The following is a 21,609-nucleotide window of genomic DNA, read 5'->3' as shown; positions in this document are numbered from 1 at the left end:
GAACCGGGCACCACGGGAGGGAAGACCCAATGAAGGCGATGATCGACAAACGGCGCACGCGCCGCGAGACGCTGCTGGCCGGCGCCCGGTCGGTGGCGGGGGCACTGGCGCTGGTGGCGGCGCTGCCGGGGCTGTCGGCCGCGGTGACGCCGGCCATGGCGGCCGACACTGCGGTGATCGGCTATTCCGGCCCGCTGTCGGGCGGCGCGGCGCTGTATGGCCGCAATGTCCAGCGCGGCATGCAGATGGCGATCGACGATGTCAACACGGCCGGCGGCATGGACATCAAGGGCGAGAAGGTGATGCTGGAGCTGGCGTCGCTGGACGACCGCTATCTGCCCAACGAAACCGCCGTGAACACGCAGCGTCTGGTCTATCAGAACGGCGCGCGGATCGTGCTCATCCCCCATAGCGGCGGCATTCTGGCGGCGCAGGGTTTCAACACCAAGGGGCCGCAGAGTTTCATCATCGCCGCCTATACCAGCGAGCCGGCGATCCTGAACCAGAAGAACCCGCTGCAGATGATGATCCCGCCGCGCTACAACGCGCTGTTCGAGCCATACGCCAAGGCGGCGATGGAGCGGTCGGGCAAGCGGCTGGGCATGATCCCCGGCACCCATGCCTATGCCAAGGAATGGACCAAGGGCTTCAGCGCCAAGTGGAAGGAACTGGGCGGCGAGGTGCTGACCGATAACGCGGTCGACTATCGCACCACCACCGACTTCTCCAGCGCCGTCGCCAAGGCGCTGTCTGAAAAGCCCGATGTGCTGTTCATCGGCGGCCCGTCGCAGCCGACCGCGCTGATCGTGCAGGCGGCGCGCGAGCAGGGCTTCAAGGGCGGCTTCGTGATCATGGATCAGGCCAAGCCCGAGGAAATGGACAACATCGTCCCGATCGAGATGATGAACGGTCTGGTCGGTAACCTGCCGCTGGAATACTACCCCAGCAAGAACGCCCCGGCCTTCATCAAGAAGTATCAGGACACCTTCGGCGCGAACGAAGAGGCCGTGGCCGAGATCGGCCTGCCCTATACCGCGATCATGGTGTTCGTGCGCGCCATGGAACTGGCCGGCACCACCGAAGACCCCCAGGCGATCATGGCCAAGCTGGCGGAAGCCTCGGCAACCCTGCCGCCCGAGCGCAACCCTTACGAGCTGACCGGCGTCGACGACGACAACAACATGGCCAGCAGCTTCCAGATGACCGTGGTCGAGAACGGCAAATACGTGCCGCTGCCGTTCAAGTAGGCGGCGGTTGCCGCGTCTCTGATCCGGCAGGCCACGGGGTCGATGGGAAACCATCGGCCCCGTGGCGCATTATCGGCCATCTGCCGGGCTGTCGGCACGCGACAGGCACACCATATCAACAGACAGGTTCTCTACGAATGGTTGCATGCCGGACTCAACCGGCAAAAACAGAGGCGTGACGTGGAATGGATGTGGGATTTGTCGGACTGGGCCTGATGGGCCGCGCCATGGCGCGGAATATCGTGGCGGCGGGGCACCATGTGCGGGCCTGGAACCGGTCGCCGGTGATGGCGTCGGCGCGCGAGGGCGTGGTGATGGTGCCCGAGGCGTCGGCCGCCTTCGAGGCGGACGTGGTGTTCACCATGCTGGCCGACGACGCGGCGATCCGCGCGGTGCTGCTGGACGAACCGGTTCTGGAACTGGCACGGCCGGGGGCCGTGCATGTGGTGACATCGACCCTGTCGCTCGACATGATCGAGGAATTGCGTGCTCATCACGAGGCGGTGGGGCTGCGCTTCGTGGCGGCGCCGGTCTTTGGCCGCCCCGACGTCGCCGAGGCCGGACAACTGGCGATCATGGCCGCCGGCGACCCGGCGGCGATCGCGATCGTGGCACCCTTGTTCGACGTCATCGGCCGGCAATCCTGGGTGATGGGCGATGACCCGCGTCAGGCCGGCATTGCCAAGATCGCCGGCAACATGATGATCGCCATGGCGATCGAGGCGATGGCCGAGGCGGCGGCGCTGACCGCGGCGCACGGGCTGGATCCGGCGGTGTTCCTGGACCTGATGCGGCAGACCCAGTTCGGCGGCAGCCGCGCCTATCAGGGCTATGGCGACAAGATCACGCGTGAGGCGTTCGACCCCGGCTTCCGGATGGATCTGGGCCTGAAGGATCTGCGGCTGGCCACAGCCGCCGCCGAGGCCGTGGGCGCGCGCCTGCCGCAGCTCGCAGCCGTGCACGGCCAGATGTCGGGCGCGGTGGCGGCAGGCATGGGCGATCGCGACTGGTCGGCGGTGGCCGCCTATACCCGCAAGCCCGGCTGACCCGGCCTTCCGCCGACAGGGTCAGCCGCGCCCGCGATAGGCGGCAACGCCCTGGTCGGGGATCCACAAATCGGCCGGCACCGGGCCGGTGGCCCAGAACACGTCGATCGGGATGCCGCCGCGCGGATACCAGTAGCCGCCGATGCGCAGCCAGTCCGGTGCCAGCAGATCGACCAGCCGCTTGCCGATGCCGACGGTGCAGGCCTCGTGGAAATCGCCATGGTTGCGGAAGCTGCCCAGATACAGCTTCAGCGACTTGCTTTCGACCAGCCAGTCGGCCGGCACGTAATCGATGACCAGATGGGCGAAATCGGGCTGGCCGGTGATCGGGCACAGCGAGGTGAATTCCGGGCAGGCGAAACGCACCAGATAGCGGGTGCCGGGATGCGGATTGGCCACCCGTTCCAGCACCGCCTGATCGGGGCCGGCGGGCAGTGCTGCCGCCTGCCCCAACTGGGACAGGTTGCTATAGATCGAGGGCTTGCCGGGCTGGTCGCTCATCGGTCGGGCTCCGGAACAGATGGGATCGGCTGTCCCCGTCGGGGGCACATGGTGTGGCCAAACGCGAAAAGCCGGCTTGAAGCCGGCTTTTTCGTGTAGGCGTTCCGATGGCGTTCGGCGGGATTGGTGGAGCCGAAGGGAATCGAACCCTCGACCTCTAGAGTGCGATTCTAGCGCTCTCCCAACTGAGCTACGGCCCCGCACCCGCGCCGGGGCAGGCCTTGCGGGCTGCCTCGGTGAACGGCGCGGATATTGGCGCGGGTCTGATCGCCTGTCAAGCGCCCGTTGACGCGTTGGCGTCACAATCGACTGGCCGACCGCGCAGGCCTTGCTATACTCCGGCCGTCTCGTCCGAACGCCGCATGAAAGCTGCGGCACCCCACGTATGAGGGAGCCCCGCATGGCGCCGCTTCTCCAAGGCCTGCTCTTTCTGTTCAATGCCGCGATCGAGATCTACACCTGGATTCTGATCGCAAGCGTGATCCTGAGCTGGCTGGTGGCGTTCAACGTCGTCAACACCCGCAATCAGGTGGTCTTCATGATCGGCAGTGTCATCGAACGGATGACCGAGCCGGTTCTGCGGCCGATCCGCAATTTTCTGCCCAATCTGGGCGGGCTGGACCTGTCGCCGCTGGTGCTGCTGCTGCTGTTGAACTTCCTGAAGATCGTGGTCAATGGCTGGCTGGCGCCGATGGCCTATGGCGCGCTGTATTGATCCGATGATCACCACCGGCACAGAGATGGATGGCGAGGGACAGGGCAGCGGCCTTGGCCCCGCCGTGGAACGCGAAGGCCCGGCCAATGTGTCGATCTTCGTGAAGGTTCAGCCAAAGGCGCGCCGCGCCGCCATCGAACCCGCCCGCGACGACGGCCATGGCCGCCTGCGCCTGCAGGTGAAGGTGACCGCGGCGCCCGAGGACGGCAAGGCCAATGCCGCGGTGGAGCGGCTGGTGGCCGATGCCCTTGGTGTTGCCCGCAATCGCGTGCGGGTGGTGCAGGGCGTGACCGACCGGCTGAAGCGCATCGGCGTGGAGGGCGACGGCTTTGCCGATGCCGAGGCGATTGCCGCCCGCGCGCGCGGCCTGGCGCCCGACGCAGAATGATGCCCGACGCAGAATGATGCCCGACGCAGAATGATGCCCGACGCAGAGTGACGCCCGGCGCGATATGGAACTGATGGAGACTGCCCCGATGCCTTCCGCACAGCTGATCGACGGCAAGGCCGTCGCGACCGATCTGCGCGCCGCCGTGGCCGCGCGCGTGGGTGGCATGTATGCCCGCCTGGGGCTGCGCCCGGGGCTGGCTGTGGTGCTGGTCGGCGAAGACCCGGCCAGCCAGGTCTATGTCCGCAACAAGCACAAGCAGACCGAAGCCTGTGGTATGCAGAGCTTCGAACACCGCCTGCCCGCCGATACCGCGCAAGCCGATCTGCTGGCGCTGGTGGCGCGGTTGAACGCTGATGACGCGGTCGACGGCATTCTGGTGCAGTTGCCGCTGCCGCGCCAGATCGATGCCCAGAAGGTGATCGAGGCGATCGACCCGGCCAAGGATGTCGATGGCTTCCACCCGATCAATGCCGGGCGGCTGGCGACCGGGCAGCCGGCGCTGGTGCCCTGCACGCCGCTGGGCTGCCTGATGCTGCTGGACCGCACGCTCGGCGCCGAGATGGCCGGGCGTCATGCGGTGGTGATCGGCCGGTCGAACATCGTGGGCAAGCCGATGGCGCAACTGCTGCTGGGCCGCGACTGCACCGTCACCATCGCCCATTCCCGCACCCGCGATCTGGCCGAGACCGTGCATGGCGCCGATATCGTGATCGCGGCGGTTGGTCGGCCGGAAATGGTGCGCGGCTTCTGGATCAAGCCCGGTGCGACCGTGATCGATGTCGGCATCAACCGGCTGCCACCGGCGGCAGCCGGCGGCAAGGACCGGCTGGTGGGTGACGTGAATTTCGAAGAGGCCAAGGCGGTTGCCGGCCACATCACCCCGGTGCCGGGCGGCGTGGGCCCGATGACCATCGCCTGCCTGCTGTCGAACACCCTGCAGGCGGCCTGCGCCCGGCGCGGCATCGACATGGCGACCCTCTGACCGCAAGCCGATGCGCCACCCCGTGGCGCCCTATCGTCACGCCCAGTACTCGAACCCGGCATAAAGCAGCACGCCGGCGCCGATCACCGCCAGCACCACGCCGGCGCCGCGTTTGATGCGCAGCGGCCAGCGCGGCGCCAGCTTGCGCCCGGCATGGGCCGCCCCCCAGGCGAGCCCCGACCACCACAGCGCTCCGCCGACGGCGATGCCGCCGAGCAGCGGGATCTTATCGTCGGCGAACCGGCCGATGGTGGTGAACAGGGCCAGGAAGGCCGCGATCGCGGTAGGGTTGACGATGGTGACGGCGAAGGTGGCGGCACAGCCCGACAGACCGGCCACCAGACGGTTGCGGCCCTGATAGCTGGCATTGGGCAGGGCGGTGATCTGGCCGCGATCACGGCTGAACACGCCGGTGGCGCTGACCAGCCCCATGGTGAGCAGCAGCAGCCCGGCGAACAGTTGCAAAGGCCGCTCGAAGGCGTGGATGCGTTCCATCCAGCCCATGCCGGCAACGGCGATGCAGGCATAGACCAGATCGGCGAAGACCACACCCATACCGGTGGCGAAGCCGACCCGCCAGCCGCGGTCGAGGCTGCGTCCGATGACCATGACCGCCGCCGGCCCGACCGGGGCCGCGACCACAAGGCCGATGCCGATGCCTGCGAGGAAGCTGGCCAGAATCATGCGGTCGTCGTCCGCTCCGCCATTGCGCTTCGGTCCTTCCGGATGTCAGCCGCCCCGGGAGGCTTTCCCGCGGCCGTCCTTTGGTCTATCCATTGTGGCGGCATGATGGCAAGCCGGGAAGTCACCCGCCAGGGCCGTATCGTGAGGATCCTGTGACCCAAACCCCGCACAATGGCGGCCCTGACCGGCTGATCCTGCATGATCTTGCCTGTTTTCGCGGCGACCGTCCGATCTTCCTGCATCTGAATGCCGAACTGTCTGCCGGCCATGCCCTGGTGGTGACCGGGCGCAATGGCAGCGGCAAATCCACCCTGCTCAGGATCATCGCCGGCTTCGTGCGCGCCGATGCCGGCCAGATCCTGTGGAACGGCCTGGACCGCGACGATCACGACCTGCCGTGGCGTGAACGGCTGCATTATCTGGGGCATCGCGACGGCATCGCTGGCGAATTGTCGGCCGGCGCCGACCTTGGCCACTGGGCGGCGATCCTGGGCGTCGCGCGCGCCGGCCGGGCCGAGCGGGTGGCCGCGGCGCTGACTGCGCTGGACATCCCGCATCTGGCGGAGCTGCCGGTCCGGGTGCTGTCGGCCGGCCAGCGCCGCCGGCTGGCGCTGGCGCGGCTGCTGCTGGCCCATCGCCCGCTCTGGGTGCTGGACGAGCCGACGACGGCGCTGGACCGCAGCGGCAGCGCGCTGGTCGCCGGGCTGATCGGCGCCCATCTGGACCGGGGCGGCATGGTGGTGACCGCGACCCATCTGCCGCTGGGGCTGGGAGATCGGGTGATCGGGCTGGATATCGAGGAGGCGGCGCCATGAGCGATCCCACGGCATCCGGTCCGTCCGAAGCTGCGCCGGGCCTTGGCCGCACGCTGCTGGCGGTGCTGCGCCGGGATCTGGCCCGCACGGCCGGCCGGTCGGGCGATGTGGTGGCGGTGCTGGCCTTCTTCGTGGTGGCGGCGACCCTGTTTCCGCTGGGCGTGGGGCCGGGGCCGCAGGTGCTGTCGCGGATCGCGTCGGGGGTGGTCTGGGCCTCGGCGCTGCTGGCGGTGCTGCTGTCGCTGGACCGGATGTTCGATACCGACCGCAATGACGGCGCGCTGGAGGCTTTGGCGCTCGCCCCCGCTCCACTGGCGCTGGTGGTGCTGGCCAAGGTGGCGGCGCACTGGCTGACCACCGGCCTGCCGCTGATCGTGGCGGCGCCGGTGGTGGCGATCATGTTGCAGATCGACGGCGCGCTGCTGGGCACGCTGATGTTGTCGCTGGCGGTGGGCACGCCGGCGCTGTCGCTGATCGGCGCGATCGGCGCCGCGCTGACCCTGGGCGCCAGGCGCGGCGCCGCCCTGATGCCGCTGCTGCTGCTGCCGCTGTATGTGCCGGTGCTGATCTTCGGCGTCGGCGCTGTGGAAGCGGCGGCCAACGGTCTGCCCACCGGCCCGCATCTGATGCTGCTGGGGGCGGGGTCGGTGCTGGCGCTGGCGCTGGCGCCGCTGGCGGCGGCGGCGGGCCTGCGGGCGGCACTGGACTGATCGGACCAGAGGCGCGAAGATGGCCGACTGAACATGCGGGCCGGCGCGTCCGATCGTCGCGCGATCCCGGGCGGGATTGACAGAGGGGCCGAAAGCGGGCACCTCCTCAGCCGGTGGCCTGGGGTGCCGGCATGCATCCCCGATCGCCCATCCTTCGTTTCCTCCAGCCGGCGGGGTGCCGTTCCCGATGCACCGCTATGCCAACCCAACCCTTTTCGGCCGCATCATCGACCGGGTGCGCGGGCCCGCGACCCTGGCCGGGCTGGCGCTGATCGCGATCGGCCTGTATCTGGGCCTGTTCGTGGCGCCGCCCGACTATCAGCAGGGTGAAAGCTTCCGGATCATGTATGTGCATGTGCCGGCGGCCTGGATGTCGATGTTCGCCTATGCGGGGCTCGCCGTATCAAGCGCCGTCTATCTGATCTGGCGCCATGGCGTCGCCGATGTGGCGGCCAAGGCGATCGCGCCGGCGGGGGCCGCCTTCACCGCCATCGCCCTGGTCAGCGGGGCGTTGTGGGGGCAGCCGATGTGGGGCACCTGGTGGGTGTGGGATGCGCGCCTGACATCGGTGCTGCTGCTGTTCTTCCTGTATCTGGGCTATATGGTGCTGCGCGATGCCTTCGACAGCCCGGAGCGCGGCGCCAGGGCAGCCGGCATCCTGGCCGTGGTGGGCGTGGTCAACCTGCCGATCATCAAGTTTTCCGTCGACTGGTGGAACACGCTGCACCAGCCGGCGACGATCTCGAAGCTCGACGCGCCGTCGATCCATCCCAGCATGTTGTGGCCGCTGCTGCTGATGGCGCTGGGCTTCACGCTGCTGTTCGTTGGCATCGTCTGCCTGCGGGCGCGGGCCGAACTGCTGGAGCGCCGGGCGCGCACGATCGAAATGCAGGCGGCGCTGGGCGGCGAATAGCCGGTGCGGATTCGCACGCCGGTTCCGCGACATAGCAACGCAATCATCCGCTTGCACTGGACGACCGGGCGGTTGCGACACTATCTACAGGCCCATAGCGGCGCCATGACGCGGCCAGACCGCCTCCGGGCGGTTGCCATGGTCTTGAACCGATGCGCTTCTTGAACCGGGCGCGTATGGCGGCCACACCCGATCTCCTGGGGATCCGACGGCGGTGAACGACCTCGACACCTTCTTCGCCATGGGCGGTTACGCCGCCTTTGTCTGGCCATCCTTCGGCTTCGCGCTGGTGGTGCTGGCGGGGCTGTGGCTGCACAGTCGCGCGGCCGTCCGGCGCGCCGAGGCGCGGCTGGCGCGGCTGGAGGCGCTGGGCCTTGGCCGTGGCCGCCGGCGTCGCGCGCGTGCCGGCGCGCCCTCGCCCACGGCGCATGAGCGCCACCCCCATGAAGACGGAGCCGCCGACGATGTCGCCCGCGCCTGACCGGTCCGCCAGCGCCGATCTGCCGCCCCGGCGGCCGGTCTCCGGCACACCGCCCCGCCGCTTCACCCGCAAGCGCCGGCGCATGTATGCGTTGGGCGGCATCCTGGCCCTGGTGGCCGTGGCGCTGGCCCTGGTGCTGGGCGCGTTCCGCGACAATCTGCTGTTCTTCTACAGCCCCAGCGACATCATCGCCAAACAGGTGGAACCCGGCACCCGGTTACGGGTGGGGGGCCTTGTGGAGGCCGGCAGTGTCGCCCGCGGCCCCGGCACCAATGTCGCCTTCGTCGTCACCGATGGCGCGGAAACCCTGACCATCCGCTATGACGGCCTGCTGCCCGACCTGTTCCGCGAGGGCCAGGGCATTGTCGCCGAGGGCCGGTTCGAGCCCGATGGCACGGTGACGGCCGAACAGGTGCTGGCCAAGCATGACGAGACCTATATGCCGCCCGAGGTGGTGGACGCCATGAAGCGCGCCGGCACCTGGAAGGGTGATGGCGAGGGCGCGGGCACCGCCGACCATCAGACCCTGATGAAGCCGGCTGATGGCGAGGCACCCCGATGATAGCCGAACTGGGTCATTATCTGCTGGTGCTGGCGCTGGCCATGGCGCTGGTTCAGGCCGTGGTGCCGCTGATCGGCGCCGCGCGCGGCGATGCGGCGCTGATGGCCGCGGGCCGTGGCGCCGCCATGGCGCAGATGCTGGCGATCGGCGCGGCTTTCGCCTGCCTGACCGTGGCCTTCGTCACCAGCGATTTCTCGGTGCTGCTGGTGGCATCGAACTCTCATACCGCCAAGCCGCTGCTCTACAAGATCACCGGCGTCTGGGGCAATCACGAAGGCTCGCTGCTGCTGTGGGCGCTGATCCTCAGCCTGTATGGCGGCGCGGTGGCCCTGTTCGGTCGCAACCTGCCGCCCACACTCAGGGCGCGGGTGCTGTCGGTGCAGGGCATGATCGCGATCGGCTTCCTGCTGTTCATGCTGCTGACCTCGAACCCGTTCGAGCGGCTGATGCCGCCGCCGGCGGAAGGTCGCGACCTGAACCCGCTGCTTCAGGATCCGGGCCTCGCCTTCCATCCGCCCTTCCTGTATCTGGGCTATGTCGGCTTCTCGATCGCCTTCGCTTTCGCGATCGCCGCCCTGATCGAAGGCCGGGTCGATGCCGCCTGGGCGCGCTGGGTGCGCCCCTGGACGCTGGCCGCCTGGGTTTTCCTCACCATCGGCATCGCGCTGGGCTCGTGGTGGGCCTATTACGAACTGGGCTGGGGCGGCTGGTGGTTCTGGGATCCGGTCGAGAACGCCTCGCTGATGCCGTGGATGGCGGGAACCGCCCTGCTGCATTCGGCGATCGTGGTGGAAAAGCGCGACACGTTGAAGTCGTGGACCATCCTGCTCGCCATCCTGACCTTCTCGCTCAGCCTGCTTGGCACCTTCATCGTGCGCTCGGGCGTCATCACCTCGGTGCATGCCTTCGCGAGCGATCCGACGCGCGGCGTGTTCGTGCTGGTGTTCATGTGTGTGGTGGTCGGCGGCGGGCTGGCGCTTTACGCCTGGCGGGCGCCGGCACTGAAGCCGGGTGGGCTGTTTGCGCCGGTCAGCCGCGAAAGCGGGCTGGTGGTCAACAATCTGCTGCTGGCGGCGCTGGCCGCGACCGTGCTGATCGGCACGCTGTATCCGCTGTTTCTGGATGCCTTCGCCGGCACCAAGGTGACGGTGGGGCCGCCGTTCTTCGACGCCACCGTGGTGCCGCTGGCCGTGCCGCTGCTGATCGTGGCCGGGATGGGCCCGTCGCTGGCCTGGAAGCGCGGCGATCTTGGCGCCGTGTTGCAGCGCCTGCGCTTCGCCATGGTCGCGGCCCTGCTGGCGGCGGCGGCCGGCTTCGCGATCGGCGGCTTCGGCGTCGATGGCGCGCTGGGCGCCTTGGGCATGATGCTGGGCGTGTGGCTGGTGGCGGCGAGCCTGACCGATATCGGTGAGCGGGTGTGGTCGCGCCGGGGCGGCGGGGGGCGTGGCGGCGCCTGGCGGCGGGCACGTGGCCTGCCGCGTTCGGCCTGGGGCACGGCGATCGCCCATTGCGGTGTCGGCATTCTGGTGCTGGGCATCACCGGCGCCTCGATCTGGCAGTCGGAACGCACCGTGACCCTGGCGCCGGGTGATCGCGCCGAGATCGGCGGCCGGACGCTGGAATTCCGTGGCGTCACCCAGCAGCCTGGGCCGAATTACCGCAGCACCATGGCCGATCTGCGGCTGATAACCGGTGGCAGCACAGTCGATGGCGCCATGATCGGCGGCCGGGTGGTGGGCAAGCTGGCGCCTGAAATCCGATACTATCCCACCCAGGGCACCACGACGACCGAGGCCGCCATCCGCACCAACGGCGTCACCGATGTTTATGTGGCGCTGGCCGGCGCCGAGCCGGTGGACGGCAAATGGAGCTTCCGGCTGTATCACAACCCGCTCACGCCCTGGATCTGGGGTGGAGCGCTGGTCATGGCCGCCGGCGGCATGGTATCGCTGAGCGACCGGCGCCTGAGGGTGGGCGCGCCACGGCGCGCCCGCAACCCGGCCCCCGGCACCGTTCCCGCCGAGTGAGCTGCTGACAGATGCTGCGACGCCTGATCTATGTGCTGCCGGTGCTGGTGTTCGTGGCCCTGGCGGCCGTGTTCATGACCGGATTGGAGCTCGACCCGCGCGCGGTGCCGTCGGGGCGAATCGACAAGCCGGTGCCGGCCTTCGACCTGCCGCCGATCGAGGGCCGCGACGAGGGCCTTTCAGCCGCCGATCTGGCCGATGGCCGGCCGGTGCTGGTGAATTTCTTCGCCTCGTGGTGTGTGCCCTGCCTGGCGGAACACCCGCAGCTGATGAAGATGGCGCGGGAGGAAGGCGTGCGGATCGTGGGCGTGAATTACAAGGACCGGCCCGAGGATGCCCGGCGCTGGCTGGATCGCCATGGCGACCCTTACGCGCAGATCGGCGCCGATCTGGATGGCCGCACCGGCATCGAATTCGGCATCTCGGGCGTGCCCGAGACCTTCGTCATCGATGGTCGCGGCCATATCATCGCCCAGCATATCGGGGTGCTGACCGCCGAGGCGCTGGAGACGCGTATCCGGCCCTTGCTGCGCGAGGCGGCGGAATGAGCGGGGCCAGCCATATGCGGCGCCGCCTCTGGCTGGCCTGCGCGGCCTTTCTGCTGGCGGCACCCGTGCTGCTGCCGGCGGCGACCCCTGTGGCGCTGGCCCAGCAGACCGATGCGCCGTCAGCGCGGGTGCCCCAGGCGATGCCGGCACCGGGCAGCGTGGCGCCGGGGCCGTTGAGCCGGCCCGAGGCACCGCTGGCCGACCCGGCCGAGGAACGCCGCGCGCGCGAGATTTCCAAGGAACTGCGCTGTCTGGTCTGCCAGAACCAGTCGATCGAGGACAGCAACGCCGAGCTTGCCCGCGACCTGCGCCAGATCGTGCGCGAGCAGGTGGCCGAGGGCCGCAGCCGCGATCAGATCCTGGCATTCATGGTGGAGCGGTATGGCGACTGGGTGCTGATGCGCCCGCCGGTGAAGCCCACCACCTATCTGCTGTGGGCGGCGCCGGCGCTGGTGCTGCTGGCCGGTGCGTTGATCGTGATCGCCTTCATCCGCCGCCAGCGCCGCGCTTACGCGGCCAAGGCAGCCGAGGATGGTTTTGCACGGCCGCTGGATGACGACGAGGCCTGGCGACTGGCCCGGCTGATGGATGAAGGCACGCCGGTTCCGGCGGACCTGCCGGCCGCGGGCGACGCCTCCACCGGGGATGCGCCAGTGGCCGATGCGCCAGTGGTCGATGCACCAGTGGTCGATGCACCCGTGGCCGATGCGCCCGTCGACGATGTGCGCGCCGCGGATGAGGAACCGGTTGCCGACAAGCCCGCCGCCGACGACGAACCCGCCGGTCGTGACGACACGCCTGAGGATAGAGAGCCCCGTTGATGATATCCGGCATCTGGTTCTGGGCGGCGATCGCGCTTGCCACCCTGATCTGCCTGACCGTGCTGCTGCTGCCGGTGCTGAAGGGGCGTGCGCGTGAGCGCGGCGCGGCCCGGCTGGGCGATATCGCGATCTATCGCGACCAGCTTGCCGAGGTGGATCGCGAGCTTGCATCGGGCCGGCTGACCGCCGAGGAGGCCGTCGCCGCCCGGCTGGAGATCCAGCGCCGGTTGCTGGCGGTGGATGGCGCGCGCGGTGCGCAGCCCCATCATGTCGCCTCAGGCTCGAAGGAGCGCCGCCGCGCCAACCGGTTGTCGGCAATCCTGATCGTGGTGGTGCCGCTGATCGCGGTCGGCCTGTATGTCCGGATCGGCAATCCGGGCCTGCCAGACCAGCCGGCCGGTGCCCGCCCGGTTGCGGCGGCCGGCAGCGATGCCGATCTGGCGCGGTTGGCCGAGGAATTGTCGACCCGTCTTGAGACCGCCGACAGCGAGGATCCGCGCGGCTGGACCCTGCTTGGCCGGTCGCTGACCAGCCTTGGCCGCCATGAGGAGGCGGCACGCGCCTTCGCCCGCGCCCTGGCGCTGACCCCCGACGATGTCGATCTGCTGACCAGCGCCGCCGCCGCCGAGGTGATCGCGGTGGGCGGGCAGGTGGACGAACATGCCCGCGTGCTGTTCGAACGCGCGGTCTCGATCGATCCGGACAATGCGGCCGCGCGCTATTATCTGGGACTGGCCGACGCCCAGGGCGGACGGATCGAGGCGGCGCTGGAACGCTGGGTGGCGCTTGCCGCCGACACCCCCGCCAATGCCCCCTGGCGGCCCGAGCTTGAACGCCAGATCCGCCGCGCCGCCGGCGATCTGGGCCGGCCGCTGGCCGGGCTGATGCCCGAGGCGTGGCAGGAGGGTGCTGGCACCGCCACCGCCGGGGGCCGTGGCGAGGGCATGGCCGTGCCGCCGGCACAGGCCGAGATGATCCGCGGCATGGTCGAGGGGCTGGCGGCCCGGCTGTCCGATGCGCCGGAAGACCCGGAAGGCTGGCTGCGGCTGGCTCGGTCTTACGCGGTGCTGGGCGACCGGGCGGCGAGCCGCGCGGCCCTGGTGCGCGGCGCCGAGGCCAATCCGCGGGTGATGGATATCCAGCTCGCACTGATGCAGGCCCGGCTGGAACCGGCGGATGATACCGCGATGGACCCCAGGATCCCGGCGGCGGCACGCGACGCCCGCAAGCGCGCGCTGGACATGGCGCCCGATCACGAGATGGCATTGTGGCTGGGCGGGCAGGTCCATCTGCGCGATGGCGAGCCGGCCGCGGCCCGGGATCTGTGGCAGCGCCTGCTGGACCGCCTGCCGGCCGACAGCCCCGATCGTGCCGCCGTCGAGCGGCAGTTGTCGGCGCTGCCGGCGCCCGAGCCGGCGCCAGAGCCTTCGAACGACTGAGGATGAGCGCCGCCCGACGATCGCTTCGACGGCAGCCCTGGCCGATCGGCCGGTTCCCATACGCCGCCGGGACCGTCATAATCCCGTCTTGAAACGGCCGGTGCCGCGCGTTGGGGCGGGATGGCACCGGTTCGTGCTGACAGTTGGAGGGGGGCCGCATGACGCAGTCGGAGGCAGCAGGACGGGCACAATGGGCACTGGAGGTGGAGCGCCTTCATAAACGGTTCGGCGATCTGGAGGTCGTGAAGGGGGTGTCGCTTCAGGCGGCCGAAGGCGATGTGATTTCGGTCATCGGCAGCAGCGGATCGGGCAAGAGCACCTTCCTGCGCTGTATCAACATGCTGGAAATGCCCGATGCCGGCGAGGTGCGGGTGGATGGGGAGCCGATCCGCCTGAAGCCCCGGCGGGGTGGCGGCATGGAACCGCAGGATCCGCGCCAGCTCGACCGTATCCGCGCGCGCCTGGGCATGGTGTTCCAGAGCTTCAACCTGTGGCCGCACCTGACCGTGCTGGAAAACCTGACGGAGGCGCCGGTCCATGTGCTGCGCCGGCCGCGGGCCGAGGCGGTGGACACGGCGCGCAAGCTGCTGGACAAGGTCGGCATCGGTGACAAACGCGATCATTATCCGGCCGAATTGTCGGGCGGGCAGCAGCAGCGGGCGGCGATTGCCCGGGCGCTGGCCATGGACCCGCGGGTGATGCTGTTCGACGAGCCGACCTCGGCACTGGACCCTGAACTGGTCGGCGAGGTGCTGCGGGTGATCCGCGGGCTTGCCGAGGAAGGTCGCACCATGCTGATCGTGACCCATGAAATGGGCTTTGCGCGGGAGGTCTCAAGCCGGGTGGCGTTCTTCGACCAGGGCGTGATCGCCGAGGATGGTCCACCGTCGCAGGTGTTCGAGAACCCTGTCAGCGACCGGTGCCGGCAGTTTCTGGCCAGCCGGTTGCACTGAGCCGGGGAGGGGCAGTTCCGCCGTGGCGCCATTCGATGTTATCCTGCATGTATTCGTTGAAAACTGATCACGTATCGCGTGCTACGGCAACGCGCCGGACCTTCGCTCTTCAAGAAGCGGATATCTGGCCCAAAAAGAACCGACGATCGGCAGGGGGAGATTGAGACGATGACGGTGCATTCCGAGGACGCGGCCAACCAGCATGACCTGGAGCTGTTTCACTTCGCGTTCCGATTTCTGATCGAGGAGCCGGACCGCATCCTGGCTGAACGCGGTTTGAACCGGTCGCATCACCGGATCCTGTTCTTTGTGGCGCATGGCGGCCCCGACATGACCCTGACCGACCTGCTCGACAAGCTGAAAGTGTCCCGCCAGGCGCTGCATCGGCCGATGCGCCAGTTGCTCGATCAGAATCTGGTGGCGTTGAGCCCGGTGCCGTCGAACCGGCGGATGCTGAATGTGACCCTGAATCCGGAAGGTGCGACGTTGGAGGCCCGGCTGTCGGCGCTTCAGACCGCCTATCTCGACAGCGCCTTCCGGGCCGCGGGCGAGGGGGCGGCCGATGCCTGGCGCCGGGTGATGGCGGTGCTGGCCGCCGAGCCGCCCAAGATCGAAGACGCCGACAGTTTTTCGATGCGCAATGGCGGCCGGCCGCTGATCGGCAACATGCCACGGCGGGCGGTACCGTGACCGCCGTGACGGTCGATGACGTTTTGTCGTTGAACAGCCCCTCGCCTCGCGGGTTTACTAAGGCGTAATATCGCCGTGCCCGGAACGCGCAGATGGTGCCGCATGCGCGGCACCCGATGCGACAGGGGGGCCCAAGTGCCGGTTCGGGGGAGCCGGCGCCGGTTCGTGACCCCGGCGTTCCGCGGGCATGGGCGTCATCGATCTTGAGGGAGACCGACACGTGGGCATGTTTCGCATCCTGACCGCAGCCGTCATTGGCCTGGGGCTGGCCTCCGGCGCCGCCGCGGCCGCCGAGATGACCAAAATCCGCATCGCGACCGAGGGTGCCTATCCCCCGTTCAACTTCGTCAACGAGCAGGGCAAGCTGGACGGCTTCGACGTCGACATCGCCAACGCGCTCTGCGAGAAGATGAAGGCCGATTGCGAACTGGTGGCTCAGGACTGGGACGGGATCATTCCGGGCCTTCTTGCCAACAAATACGACGCGATCATTGCCGCCATGTCGATCACCGACGAGCGCAAGCAGTCGGTCGACTTCTCGGACAAATACGCGCTCTCGGCCGGCCAGTTCGTGGCGCCGAAGGATCAGAGCTATGACGACGTGTCGCCCGCGGCGCTGGCCGGCAAGGTGATCGCGGTGCAGCGGTCCACCACCCATGTCACCTATCTGGAAGACAACTACAAGGACAGCGACATCCGCCTGTATGACACGCAGGATCAGGCCAATCTGGATCTGGTCTCGGGGCGCGCCGATCTGACGCTGGCCGATCAGCCGATCCTGGGCGATTGGCTGAAGACCGATGACGGCAAGGGTTTCCATTTCGTCGCGGGGCCGATCGCCGATCCGAAGTGGTATGGCGAGGGCATCGGCGTCGCGGTCCGCAAGGGCAATGACGATCTGGTGGCGAAGTTCAACGAGGCGATCGCCGCCATCCGCGCCGACGGCACCTTCAAGACCATCAACGACAAGTGGTTCAACTTCGACATCTATGGCGAGTGATCCACGCGCGGGCAGGGGCCGTGCCATCGGCGCGACCCTCGCCCGTCGCCAACTGACGGTCGCCATCTGATGTTCGATTTCAAAGGCTATGGCGGGCTGCTGATCGAGGGTGCGTTGATCACCCTGGCTCTGATCCCGCCATCTCTGGCGCTTGGCCTGCTGCTCGGCATGGCCGGCGCGCTGGCGAAATCCAGCCGCTCGCGGGTGCTGCGCGGCATCGGCCAAGCCTATACCACCATCATCCGGGGCATCCCGGAACTGCTGGTGGTGCTGTTCGTGTTCTTCGCCCTGCCGGTGCTGGTCAACAATCTGCTGGCGATGACCGGCAGCGATGCCCAGGTGACGATCGGCCCGTTCGTGGCCGGTGTCACCGCGCTTGGCCTCGCCTATGGCGCCTATGCGACCGAGGTGTTCCGCGGCGCGCTGGGGGCTCTGCCCAAAGGCCAGATCGAGGCGGCGCGCGCGCTGGGGATGAGCCCGGCGCTCGCCTTCCGGCGTATCGTGCTGCCGCAGGTCTGGCGGCTGGCCCTGCCCGGGCTGGGCAATCTGCTGCTGGTGATGATGAAAGACACGTCGCTGGTGTCGGTGGTGGCGCTGGACGAGCTGATGCGCAAGGCCCATGTCGCGGCGGGTGCCACGCGTGAGCCGTTCACCTTCTTCTTCGCGGCGGCGCTGATCTATCTGTTCTTCACCCTGATCGCCGAGATCGGCATCGCGCGCCTGGAATACTGGGCGGCGCGGGGCACCGGTCGCCGGCCGGGTGGCGTGCCCAAAGCCGGGAGGGCCTGACCGATGCGTTGGCAGGTCATCTTCGACAATTGGGAACGGCTGCTCGGCGGGTTGTGGACCACGCTGGAACTGGTGGCGCTGGCGCTGGTGGTGGGCGCGGTGCTGGCGCTGGTGGTGGCGATGGCGCGGGTCTCGCGCAACCCGCTGCTGGCCTGGGCCGGGCGCGGTTATATCTTCTTCTTCCGCGGCACGCCGCTGCTGGTGCAGTTGTTCCTGATCTATTACGGCCTGTCGCAGTTCACCTTCGTGCGCAGCAGCATGCTGTGGCCGATCCTGCGCGAGCCGTACTGGTGCGCGATCATCGCCTTTGCACTGAACACCAGCGGCTATACCGCCGAAATCCTGCGCGGCGCCATTCAGGCGGTGCCGCGCGGCCAGATCGAGGCGGCGCAGGCGCTGGGCATGAGCCGGGCGCTGACCTTCCGCCGGATTATCATGCCGATCGCGGTGCGCTATGGCTTTCCCGCCTATGGCAACGAGGTGATCCTGATGATCAAGGCCAGCGCGCTGGCCAGCACCATCACCATCCTGGATCTGATGGGGGTGACCCGCACGCTGATTTCACGCACCTTCGCCGTGACCGAACTGTTCCTGGCGGCGGGCGTGATCTATCTGCTCATCACCCTGCTGCTGACCCGGGTATTCGCGCTGGTGGAGAAGCGCCTGAACCGGCATATGGCGGGCCGGGGCTGAGGCGAAGCCGCGTCGAGGAAGCTTCAATGATCAGCGCAGCGGCAGGGCGTGGCTCTGCTTCACCGTCTGGCTGGGCACCTCGGTCTTCAGGTTCTGCACGCCGGGCAGCCGGCCCAGATGGGCGGCCTGGATGCGGCGATAGTCATCCAGGTCGGCGGCCACCACCCGCAGCAGAAAATCGCAATCGCCCAGCATGATATAGCAGTCGACGATTTCGGGGATGCGCTCGACCGCGGCGATGAAGCTGTCGATGGTCTCGACATCCTGCGCCTTCAGCCACACCCGCACGAACAGAGACAGCCCGGCACCGACCTGCGCCGGGTCGAGCACCGCGACATAGCGCCGGATCACCCCGGCCTGTTCCAGCAGGCGCACCCGGCGCAGGCAGGGAGAGGGGGTGAGCCCCACCGCGCGCGCCAGATCGACATTCTGGATCCGGGCATCGCGCTGCAGCGCGCGCAGGATGCGCCGGTCGATCTCGTCCAGTTTCATAAGCGGCCTCCGTGCCGGCCTGCCGACGTTTCGGCACTTACTGCCAATATTATGCCGCTGCTCGCAACCTGATGCCAGAAACTGCCGGTCGCGCGGCATCTTCGCAACCCGATTGCGTGGCGGGCGGCCTATGATCGCGGCCATGGAAACCATGACCCTGATCCTGTTCGCGGCCACCGTGCTGCCCCTGATCTGCACCCCCGGCCCCGACATGCTGTTCGTGGCCGCACAGGCCGTGTCTGGCGGCACGGCGGCGGGCTTGCGGGCCACGGCAGGTGTCTGTCTGGGCTATGTGGTGCATTCGACACTGGTGGCGCTGGGTATCGCCGCCCTGATCGCGGCGTCACCGGTGCTGTTCGATGCGCTGCGCTGGCTTGGGGTCGGCTATCTGGTCTGGCTGGGCCTGCGGCTGCTGCGCCACGCGCTGGCCGCCGGGCGGTTGACGTTGCAGGATGTGGGCCATAACCGGCCATTGGCCCGCGGCTTTCTGACCGCGCTGCTGAACCCCAAGGGGATGATGATCTATATGGCGATCCTGCCGCAGTTCATGACGGCGGCGGCCGGCATCGCCCCGCAGGCGGCCGCCCTGTCGGTCATCTTCATCGGCCTGTGCGGGCTGGTCTATACCGGCCTCAGCCTCGCCATCGGCATCATGGGCCGGCGCTGGGCGCGCGGCGGCGCCGTGATCGGTGGTCGTGGCCGGCGTTGGGCCGAGGCCGCCGCCGGGGCCATGCTGATCGCGGCCGCCGGCCGGCTGGCCGCGAGCTGATCACCGGCCGCTGGTCAGGGCGCCGAGCCAGTTTTCCACCCGGCGGCGGTTGGCGCCCAGATCATGGCGGCCGATCCGCGACCGCGACAGGATCACCGGCGCCGCCCCGTCCCCGACCGGCATGGCCCACAGCGCCACGTCGTCCGTGAAGCGGAAGATGCGGCTGCGCTGGATGGCGTCGATCCGGAACGCGTTGGGGTCGGCGGCAATGATGCGGGTGCGCGGGCGGCCGCGCAGCATCCGCGCCATCAGCCCGCACAGCCGGTCGGGCGACATCGGCAGCATCGCCGTCAGGATATGCGGCGTCAGGCCGGGCAGGGCGTCGGCGGGCGCCGCAAGGCACCAGTTCGGGTGCGCCCGCGCCTTGAACGCCGCCAGATCGACGACCCCGCCATCCTGCGGGCGACCCTGCGGACCAGGATCGGGCATGTCGGGGAACGCGTCATCGCTGGGCATCGGCAGATCCTTGGCCGGATGGGGCTTGAGCCGGTCATGAAACCGGCGGGAGAGCCGGTTATGACGCTGATCAGGAGAAGGGCATGTCCTGGCGGCGCTGGCGCAACCAGTCGACATAATGGTCGATGAAACTGCGCACCTTGGCCGACAGATGCCGGTTATGGGGATAGACCGCGAAGATATCGACCGGTGGCGGCGCGAAATCCTCAAGCACCGGCTCGATCAACCTGGCGGCGATCTCGGTGCCGACGATGAAGGCGGGCAGGCGGGCGACACCGGTGCCGGCCAGGGCCGCATCGCGCAGGATCTGGCCGTTATTGGCGTTCAGGGTGCCCGAAACCCTGACCGCGATCGTCTCGCCCCCCTCCCGCGCGCGGAAGCGCCATTCATTGCGGGTGGAGAGATAGGCATATTCCAGACAGTTGTGGCGGGCCAGATCGCGCGGGTGCTGCGGCCGGCCGTGGGCATCCCAATAGCCGGGCGTCGCCACCACCATGGTCCGGCTTTCGGCCAGCTTGCGGGCGATCAGGCTGCTGTCGGCCAGATTGCCGATCCGCACCACCAGATCATAGCCTTCATCGACCACGTCGACGAAGCGGTCGTCCAGCGACACCTCGACCCGGACATGGGGGTATCGCTCCATGAAGCCGGGCAGGCAGGGCGCCAGATGCAGCAGGCCGAACGACATCGGGGCGTTGATGCGCAGCGTGCCGCGCGGCTCGTCCTGAAGCCGCCCGACCTCAAGATCGGCCTCTTCCGCCTCGCGCAGGATGCGCGCGCAATGACGGTAATAGACCTCGCCCATCTCGGTGAGGCTGAGCCGGCGGGTGGTGCGGTTCAGCAGCCGGGCGGCCAGCCGGTCTTCCAGCCGGCCGATATGCTTCGACACCGCCGATTTCGACAAGCCCAGCGCCCGCGCCGCCGACGAAAAGCTCTGGGCCTCCACCACACGCGCGAACACCGCCATGCTGGTCAGGTGATCCATCGGCCCGTCGCTCCGGCTTTGTTGACGTCAGGGTGACAATTCATTTCCATTGTCGCCGGTAGTACGCCAAACCGCCAGTGTTACATTGACGGGGAGAACAGACATCACGCGGGCCGGCGACATGCGCCGCATGGCCGCCAAGACAACCAGGGGATGATGACGATGACCAAGGTTCTTGTTCTGTATTACAGCATGTACGGCCATATCGAGACCATGGCGGGGGCCGTGGCCGAGGGTGCCGCCTCGGTCGACGGCGTCGAGGTCACCGTGAAGCGGGTGCCCGAGATCATGCCGCGCGAGGTGGCCGAGAAGGCCGGTGCCAAGCTGGATCAGGCTGCCCCGGAGGCGACGCCGGCCGAACTTGCCGAGTATGACGCAATCATCTTCGGCACGCCGACCCGTTTCGGCAACATGGCCGCCCAGATGCGCAATTTTCTCGATCAGACCGGCGGCTTGTGGGCGCAGGGCAAGCTGGTCGGCAAGGTCGGCAGCGTGTTTGTCTCGACCGCGACCGGCGGTGGCAACGAGTCGACCGCGCTGACCTTCTGGCCGACCCTGGCCCATCACGGCATGGTGATCGTGGGCCTGCCCTATGCGGCGCCGGAACTGTTCGACATCTCCGAAGCCCGTGGTGGCAGCCCCTATGGCGCCGGCTCGCTGGCCGGCGGCGATGGCAGCCGCCAGCCCAGCGCCAAGGAGCTGTCGATGGCACGTTTCCAGGGTGCTCATGTCGCCGGTATTGCCAAAAAGCTCGCCGGCGCCTGACCGCGCACCGATCATCGCCCGGCGCCGGGCGGGGGGGGGGCCCCCCGGCCGGGGCCGGGGCGCGTTCCAGGCCCTCAGCCCGAGGGGGGGCGCAGCGGGGGGGGCTGAGCGAGGGGGGCGGGCACGCTGGCTGGG

General features: G+C 68.6%; 26 protein-coding genes and 1 tRNA gene. 21 read left to right on the top strand and 6 right to left on the bottom strand.

Annotated elements, in window-relative coordinates; all coding sequences use genetic code 11:
• Nucleotides 1–29 precede the first annotated feature (29 nt).
• Both WG924_RS06960 and WG924_RS06955 read left to right on the top strand, forming a co-directional pair.
• Complete coding sequence (locus tag WG924_RS06960) at nt 30–1,247, top strand: ABC transporter substrate-binding protein (RefSeq protein ID WP_345932303.1); 1,218 nt, start codon at nt 30–32, stop codon at nt 1,245–1,247.
• A gap of 185 nt (nt 1,248–1,432) precedes the next feature.
• On the top strand, nt 1,433–2,293 hold the full coding sequence (locus WG924_RS06955; protein WP_345932302.1) for an NAD(P)-dependent oxidoreductase: 861 nt from the start codon (nt 1,433–1,435) through the stop codon (nt 2,291–2,293).
• A 21-nt stretch (nt 2,294–2,314) separates the two neighbouring features.
• Here the strand turns inward: WG924_RS06955 and queF are convergent, their stop codons facing one another.
• Both queF and WG924_RS06945 read right to left on the bottom strand, forming a co-directional pair.
• On the bottom strand, nt 2,315–2,794 hold the full coding sequence (gene queF, locus WG924_RS06950) for a preQ(1) synthase (protein ID WP_345932301.1): 480 nt from the start codon (nt 2,792–2,794) through the stop codon (nt 2,315–2,317).
• A 124-nt stretch (nt 2,795–2,918) separates the two neighbouring features.
• Nucleotides 2,919–2,994 (bottom strand) — tRNA-Ala (locus WG924_RS06945).
• Nucleotides 2,995–3,194: 200 nt separating this feature from the next.
• Here WG924_RS06945 and WG924_RS06940 point away from each other — a divergent pair.
• The 3 genes from WG924_RS06940 to folD all read left to right on the top strand — a co-directional run bounded on the left by WG924_RS06940 (nt 3,195) and on the right by folD (nt 4,882).
• Nucleotides 3,195–3,509, top strand: coding sequence for a YggT family protein (locus WG924_RS06940; RefSeq protein ID WP_345932300.1), 315 nt, complete (start codon nt 3,195–3,197; stop codon nt 3,507–3,509).
• Nucleotides 3,493–3,897, top strand: coding sequence for a DUF167 domain-containing protein (locus WG924_RS06935; RefSeq protein ID WP_345932299.1), 405 nt, complete (start codon nt 3,493–3,495; stop codon nt 3,895–3,897). The genes WG924_RS06940 and WG924_RS06935 overlap by 17 nt, the downstream gene beginning before the upstream one ends.
• Before the next feature lie 88 nt (nt 3,898–3,985).
• Nucleotides 3,986–4,882 carry a bifunctional methylenetetrahydrofolate dehydrogenase/methenyltetrahydrofolate cyclohydrolase FolD gene (folD, locus tag WG924_RS06930; RefSeq protein ID WP_345932298.1) on the top strand — a complete coding sequence of 299 codons (897 nt, stop codon included), beginning with the start codon at nt 3,986–3,988 and terminating at the stop codon, nt 4,880–4,882.
• Between the two features lie 36 nt (nt 4,883–4,918).
• Here folD and WG924_RS06925 read toward each other — a convergent pair whose 3' ends face one another.
• On the bottom strand, nt 4,919–5,566 hold the full coding sequence (locus WG924_RS06925) for a LysE family translocator (RefSeq protein WP_345932297.1): 648 nt from the start codon (nt 5,564–5,566) through the stop codon (nt 4,919–4,921).
• 152 nt (nt 5,567–5,718) lie between these two features.
• On the opposite strand from WG924_RS06925, the gene ccmA reads away from it, so the two are divergent.
• The 14 genes from ccmA (at nt 5,719) to WG924_RS06855 (ending at nt 18,007) form a co-directional block, all read left to right on the top strand.
• Nucleotides 5,719–6,381 (top strand): heme ABC exporter ATP-binding protein CcmA, encoded by a 663-nt coding sequence (gene ccmA / locus WG924_RS06920; RefSeq protein WP_345932296.1) that lies wholly within the window; start codon nt 5,719–5,721, stop codon nt 6,379–6,381.
• Nucleotides 6,378–7,091 (top strand): heme exporter protein CcmB, encoded by a 714-nt coding sequence (gene ccmB / locus WG924_RS06915; RefSeq protein ID WP_345932295.1) that lies wholly within the window; start codon nt 6,378–6,380, stop codon nt 7,089–7,091. Before ccmA ends, ccmB begins: the two co-directional genes overlap by 4 nt.
• Nucleotides 7,092–7,278: 187 nt before the next feature.
• Entirely contained in the window at nt 7,279–8,004 is a 726-nt protein-coding gene (locus WG924_RS06910; RefSeq protein WP_345932294.1) for a heme ABC transporter permease, read from the top strand.
• A gap of 214 nt (nt 8,005–8,218) precedes the next feature.
• Complete coding sequence (ccmD, locus tag WG924_RS06905) at nt 8,219–8,485, top strand: heme exporter protein CcmD (RefSeq protein WP_345932293.1); 267 nt, start codon at nt 8,219–8,221, stop codon at nt 8,483–8,485.
• A complete protein-coding gene (gene ccmE, locus WG924_RS06900) occupies nt 8,469–9,047 on the top strand; it encodes a cytochrome c maturation protein CcmE (protein ID WP_345932292.1) in 579 nt (192 codons plus the stop codon). Before ccmD ends, ccmE begins: the two co-directional genes overlap by 17 nt.
• The gene (locus tag WG924_RS06895) at nt 9,044–11,074 is read left to right on the top strand and encodes a heme lyase CcmF/NrfE family subunit (protein WP_345932291.1); all 2,031 of its coding nucleotides are present in this window, start codon (nt 9,044–9,046) and stop codon (nt 11,072–11,074) included. The genes ccmE and WG924_RS06895 overlap by 4 nt, the downstream gene beginning before the upstream one ends.
• An 11-nt stretch (nt 11,075–11,085) precedes the next feature.
• Nucleotides 11,086–11,622, top strand: a complete 537-nt coding sequence (locus tag WG924_RS06890) for a DsbE family thiol:disulfide interchange protein (RefSeq protein WP_345932290.1) — start codon at nt 11,086–11,088, stop codon at nt 11,620–11,622.
• Nucleotides 11,619–12,443 (top strand): cytochrome c-type biogenesis protein, encoded by an 825-nt coding sequence (locus WG924_RS06885; protein WP_345932289.1) that lies wholly within the window; start codon nt 11,619–11,621, stop codon nt 12,441–12,443. Before WG924_RS06890 ends, WG924_RS06885 begins: the two co-directional genes overlap by 4 nt.
• Complete coding sequence (gene ccmI / locus WG924_RS06880; protein WP_345932792.1) at nt 12,443–13,882, top strand: c-type cytochrome biogenesis protein CcmI; 1,440 nt, start codon at nt 12,443–12,445, stop codon at nt 13,880–13,882. Before WG924_RS06885 ends, ccmI begins: the two co-directional genes overlap by 1 nt.
• A gap of 158 nt (nt 13,883–14,040) precedes the next feature.
• Nucleotides 14,041–14,835 (top strand): ABC transporter ATP-binding protein, encoded by a 795-nt coding sequence (locus tag WG924_RS06875; protein WP_345932288.1) that lies wholly within the window; start codon nt 14,041–14,043, stop codon nt 14,833–14,835.
• Between the two features lie 168 nt (nt 14,836–15,003).
• Nucleotides 15,004–15,525 carry a MarR family winged helix-turn-helix transcriptional regulator gene (locus WG924_RS06870; protein WP_345932287.1) on the top strand — a complete coding sequence of 174 codons (522 nt, stop codon included), beginning with the start codon at nt 15,004–15,006 and terminating at the stop codon, nt 15,523–15,525.
• A gap of 226 nt (nt 15,526–15,751) precedes the next feature.
• The gene (locus WG924_RS06865; protein WP_345932791.1) at nt 15,752–16,525 is read left to right on the top strand and encodes an ABC transporter substrate-binding protein; all 774 of its coding nucleotides are present in this window, start codon (nt 15,752–15,754) and stop codon (nt 16,523–16,525) included.
• A 69-nt stretch (nt 16,526–16,594) separates the two neighbouring features.
• Entirely contained in the window at nt 16,595–17,314 is a 720-nt protein-coding gene (locus WG924_RS06860; protein WP_345932286.1) for an ABC transporter permease, read from the top strand.
• A 3-nt stretch (nt 17,315–17,317) separates the two neighbouring features.
• On the top strand, nt 17,318–18,007 hold the full coding sequence (locus tag WG924_RS06855; RefSeq protein ID WP_345932285.1) for an ABC transporter permease: 690 nt from the start codon (nt 17,318–17,320) through the stop codon (nt 18,005–18,007).
• A 30-nt stretch (nt 18,008–18,037) separates the two neighbouring features.
• Here WG924_RS06855 and WG924_RS06850 read toward each other — a convergent pair whose 3' ends face one another.
• Nucleotides 18,038–18,499 (bottom strand): Lrp/AsnC family transcriptional regulator, encoded by a 462-nt coding sequence (locus tag WG924_RS06850; protein ID WP_345932284.1) that lies wholly within the window; start codon nt 18,497–18,499, stop codon nt 18,038–18,040.
• 142 nt (nt 18,500–18,641) lie between these two features.
• Here WG924_RS06850 and WG924_RS06845 point away from each other — a divergent pair, with 142 nt between their 5' ends.
• On the top strand, nt 18,642–19,268 hold the full coding sequence (locus tag WG924_RS06845; RefSeq protein WP_345932283.1) for a LysE family translocator: 627 nt from the start codon (nt 18,642–18,644) through the stop codon (nt 19,266–19,268).
• Here WG924_RS06845 and WG924_RS06840 read toward each other — a convergent pair whose 3' ends face one another.
• Together WG924_RS06840 and WG924_RS06835 are read right to left on the bottom strand one after the other, a co-directional pair.
• Nucleotides 19,269–19,724: a DUF1499 domain-containing protein gene (locus WG924_RS06840; RefSeq protein ID WP_345932282.1), complete on the bottom strand. Its 456-nt coding sequence runs from the start codon at nt 19,722–19,724 to the stop codon at nt 19,269–19,271.
• A 70-nt stretch (nt 19,725–19,794) separates the two neighbouring features.
• Entirely contained in the window at nt 19,795–20,709 is a 915-nt protein-coding gene (locus tag WG924_RS06835; protein ID WP_345932281.1) for a LysR family transcriptional regulator, read from the bottom strand.
• Nucleotides 20,710–20,871: 162 nt separating this feature from the next.
• Here WG924_RS06835 and wrbA point away from each other — a divergent pair, with 162 nt between their 5' ends.
• Nucleotides 20,872–21,474 carry an NAD(P)H:quinone oxidoreductase gene (gene wrbA, locus WG924_RS06830; protein ID WP_345932280.1) on the top strand — a complete coding sequence of 201 codons (603 nt, stop codon included), beginning with the start codon at nt 20,872–20,874 and terminating at the stop codon, nt 21,472–21,474.
• Nucleotides 21,475–21,609: the final 135 nt, after the last annotated feature.

Source organism: Tistrella arctica (assembly GCF_039630945.1).
In the GTDB taxonomy this organism is placed as follows: Bacteria; Pseudomonadota; Alphaproteobacteria; order Tistrellales; family Tistrellaceae; genus Tistrella; species Tistrella bauzanensis.
This window is presented reverse-complemented; position numbering and strand designations above follow the sequence as displayed.

What these genes read in the sequence shown, in the direction of transcription:
- WG924_RS06870 (WP_345932287.1), top strand. Translation starts at nt 15,004, where the DNA reads ATGACGGTGCATTCCGAGGACGCGGCCAACCAGCATGACCTGGAGCTG.
- WG924_RS06855 (WP_345932285.1), top strand. Translation starts at nt 17,318, where the DNA reads ATGCGTTGGCAGGTCATCTTCGACAATTGGGAACGGCTGCTCGGCGGG.
- ccmI (WP_345932792.1), top strand. Translation starts at nt 12,443, where the DNA reads ATGATATCCGGCATCTGGTTCTGGGCGGCGATCGCGCTTGCCACCCTG.
- ccmE (WP_345932292.1), top strand. Translation starts at nt 8,469, where the DNA reads ATGTCGCCCGCGCCTGACCGGTCCGCCAGCGCCGATCTGCCGCCCCGG.
- WG924_RS06865 (WP_345932791.1), top strand. Translation starts at nt 15,752, where the DNA reads ATGTTTCGCATCCTGACCGCAGCCGTCATTGGCCTGGGGCTGGCCTCC.
- WG924_RS06850 (WP_345932284.1), bottom strand. Translation starts at nt 18,499, where the DNA reads ATGAAACTGGACGAGATCGACCGGCGCATCCTGCGCGCGCTGCAGCGC.
- WG924_RS06940 (WP_345932300.1), top strand. Translation starts at nt 3,195, where the DNA reads ATGGCGCCGCTTCTCCAAGGCCTGCTCTTTCTGTTCAATGCCGCGATC.
- wrbA (WP_345932280.1), top strand. Translation starts at nt 20,872, where the DNA reads ATGACCAAGGTTCTTGTTCTGTATTACAGCATGTACGGCCATATCGAG.
- WG924_RS06860 (WP_345932286.1), top strand. Translation starts at nt 16,595, where the DNA reads ATGTTCGATTTCAAAGGCTATGGCGGGCTGCTGATCGAGGGTGCGTTG.
- WG924_RS06845 (WP_345932283.1), top strand. Translation starts at nt 18,642, where the DNA reads ATGGAAACCATGACCCTGATCCTGTTCGCGGCCACCGTGCTGCCCCTG.
- folD (WP_345932298.1), top strand. Translation starts at nt 3,986, where the DNA reads ATGCCTTCCGCACAGCTGATCGACGGCAAGGCCGTCGCGACCGATCTG.
- WG924_RS06835 (WP_345932281.1), bottom strand. Translation starts at nt 20,709, where the DNA reads ATGGATCACCTGACCAGCATGGCGGTGTTCGCGCGTGTGGTGGAGGCC.
- WG924_RS06960 (WP_345932303.1), top strand. Translation starts at nt 30, where the DNA reads ATGAAGGCGATGATCGACAAACGGCGCACGCGCCGCGAGACGCTGCTG.
- WG924_RS06925 (WP_345932297.1), bottom strand. Translation starts at nt 5,566, where the DNA reads ATGATTCTGGCCAGCTTCCTCGCAGGCATCGGCATCGGCCTTGTGGTC.
- ccmB (WP_345932295.1), top strand. Translation starts at nt 6,378, where the DNA reads ATGAGCGATCCCACGGCATCCGGTCCGTCCGAAGCTGCGCCGGGCCTT.
- WG924_RS06910 (WP_345932294.1), top strand. Translation starts at nt 7,279, where the DNA reads ATGCACCGCTATGCCAACCCAACCCTTTTCGGCCGCATCATCGACCGG.
- WG924_RS06895 (WP_345932291.1), top strand. Translation starts at nt 9,044, where the DNA reads ATGATAGCCGAACTGGGTCATTATCTGCTGGTGCTGGCGCTGGCCATG.
- WG924_RS06955 (WP_345932302.1), top strand. Translation starts at nt 1,433, where the DNA reads ATGGATGTGGGATTTGTCGGACTGGGCCTGATGGGCCGCGCCATGGCG.
- WG924_RS06935 (WP_345932299.1), top strand. Translation starts at nt 3,493, where the DNA reads ATGGCGCGCTGTATTGATCCGATGATCACCACCGGCACAGAGATGGAT.
- queF (WP_345932301.1), bottom strand. Translation starts at nt 2,794, where the DNA reads ATGAGCGACCAGCCCGGCAAGCCCTCGATCTATAGCAACCTGTCCCAG.
- WG924_RS06840 (WP_345932282.1), bottom strand. Translation starts at nt 19,724, where the DNA reads ATGCCCAGCGATGACGCGTTCCCCGACATGCCCGATCCTGGTCCGCAG.
- WG924_RS06885 (WP_345932289.1), top strand. Translation starts at nt 11,619, where the DNA reads ATGAGCGGGGCCAGCCATATGCGGCGCCGCCTCTGGCTGGCCTGCGCG.
- WG924_RS06875 (WP_345932288.1), top strand. Translation starts at nt 14,041, where the DNA reads ATGACGCAGTCGGAGGCAGCAGGACGGGCACAATGGGCACTGGAGGTG.
- WG924_RS06890 (WP_345932290.1), top strand. Translation starts at nt 11,086, where the DNA reads ATGCTGCGACGCCTGATCTATGTGCTGCCGGTGCTGGTGTTCGTGGCC.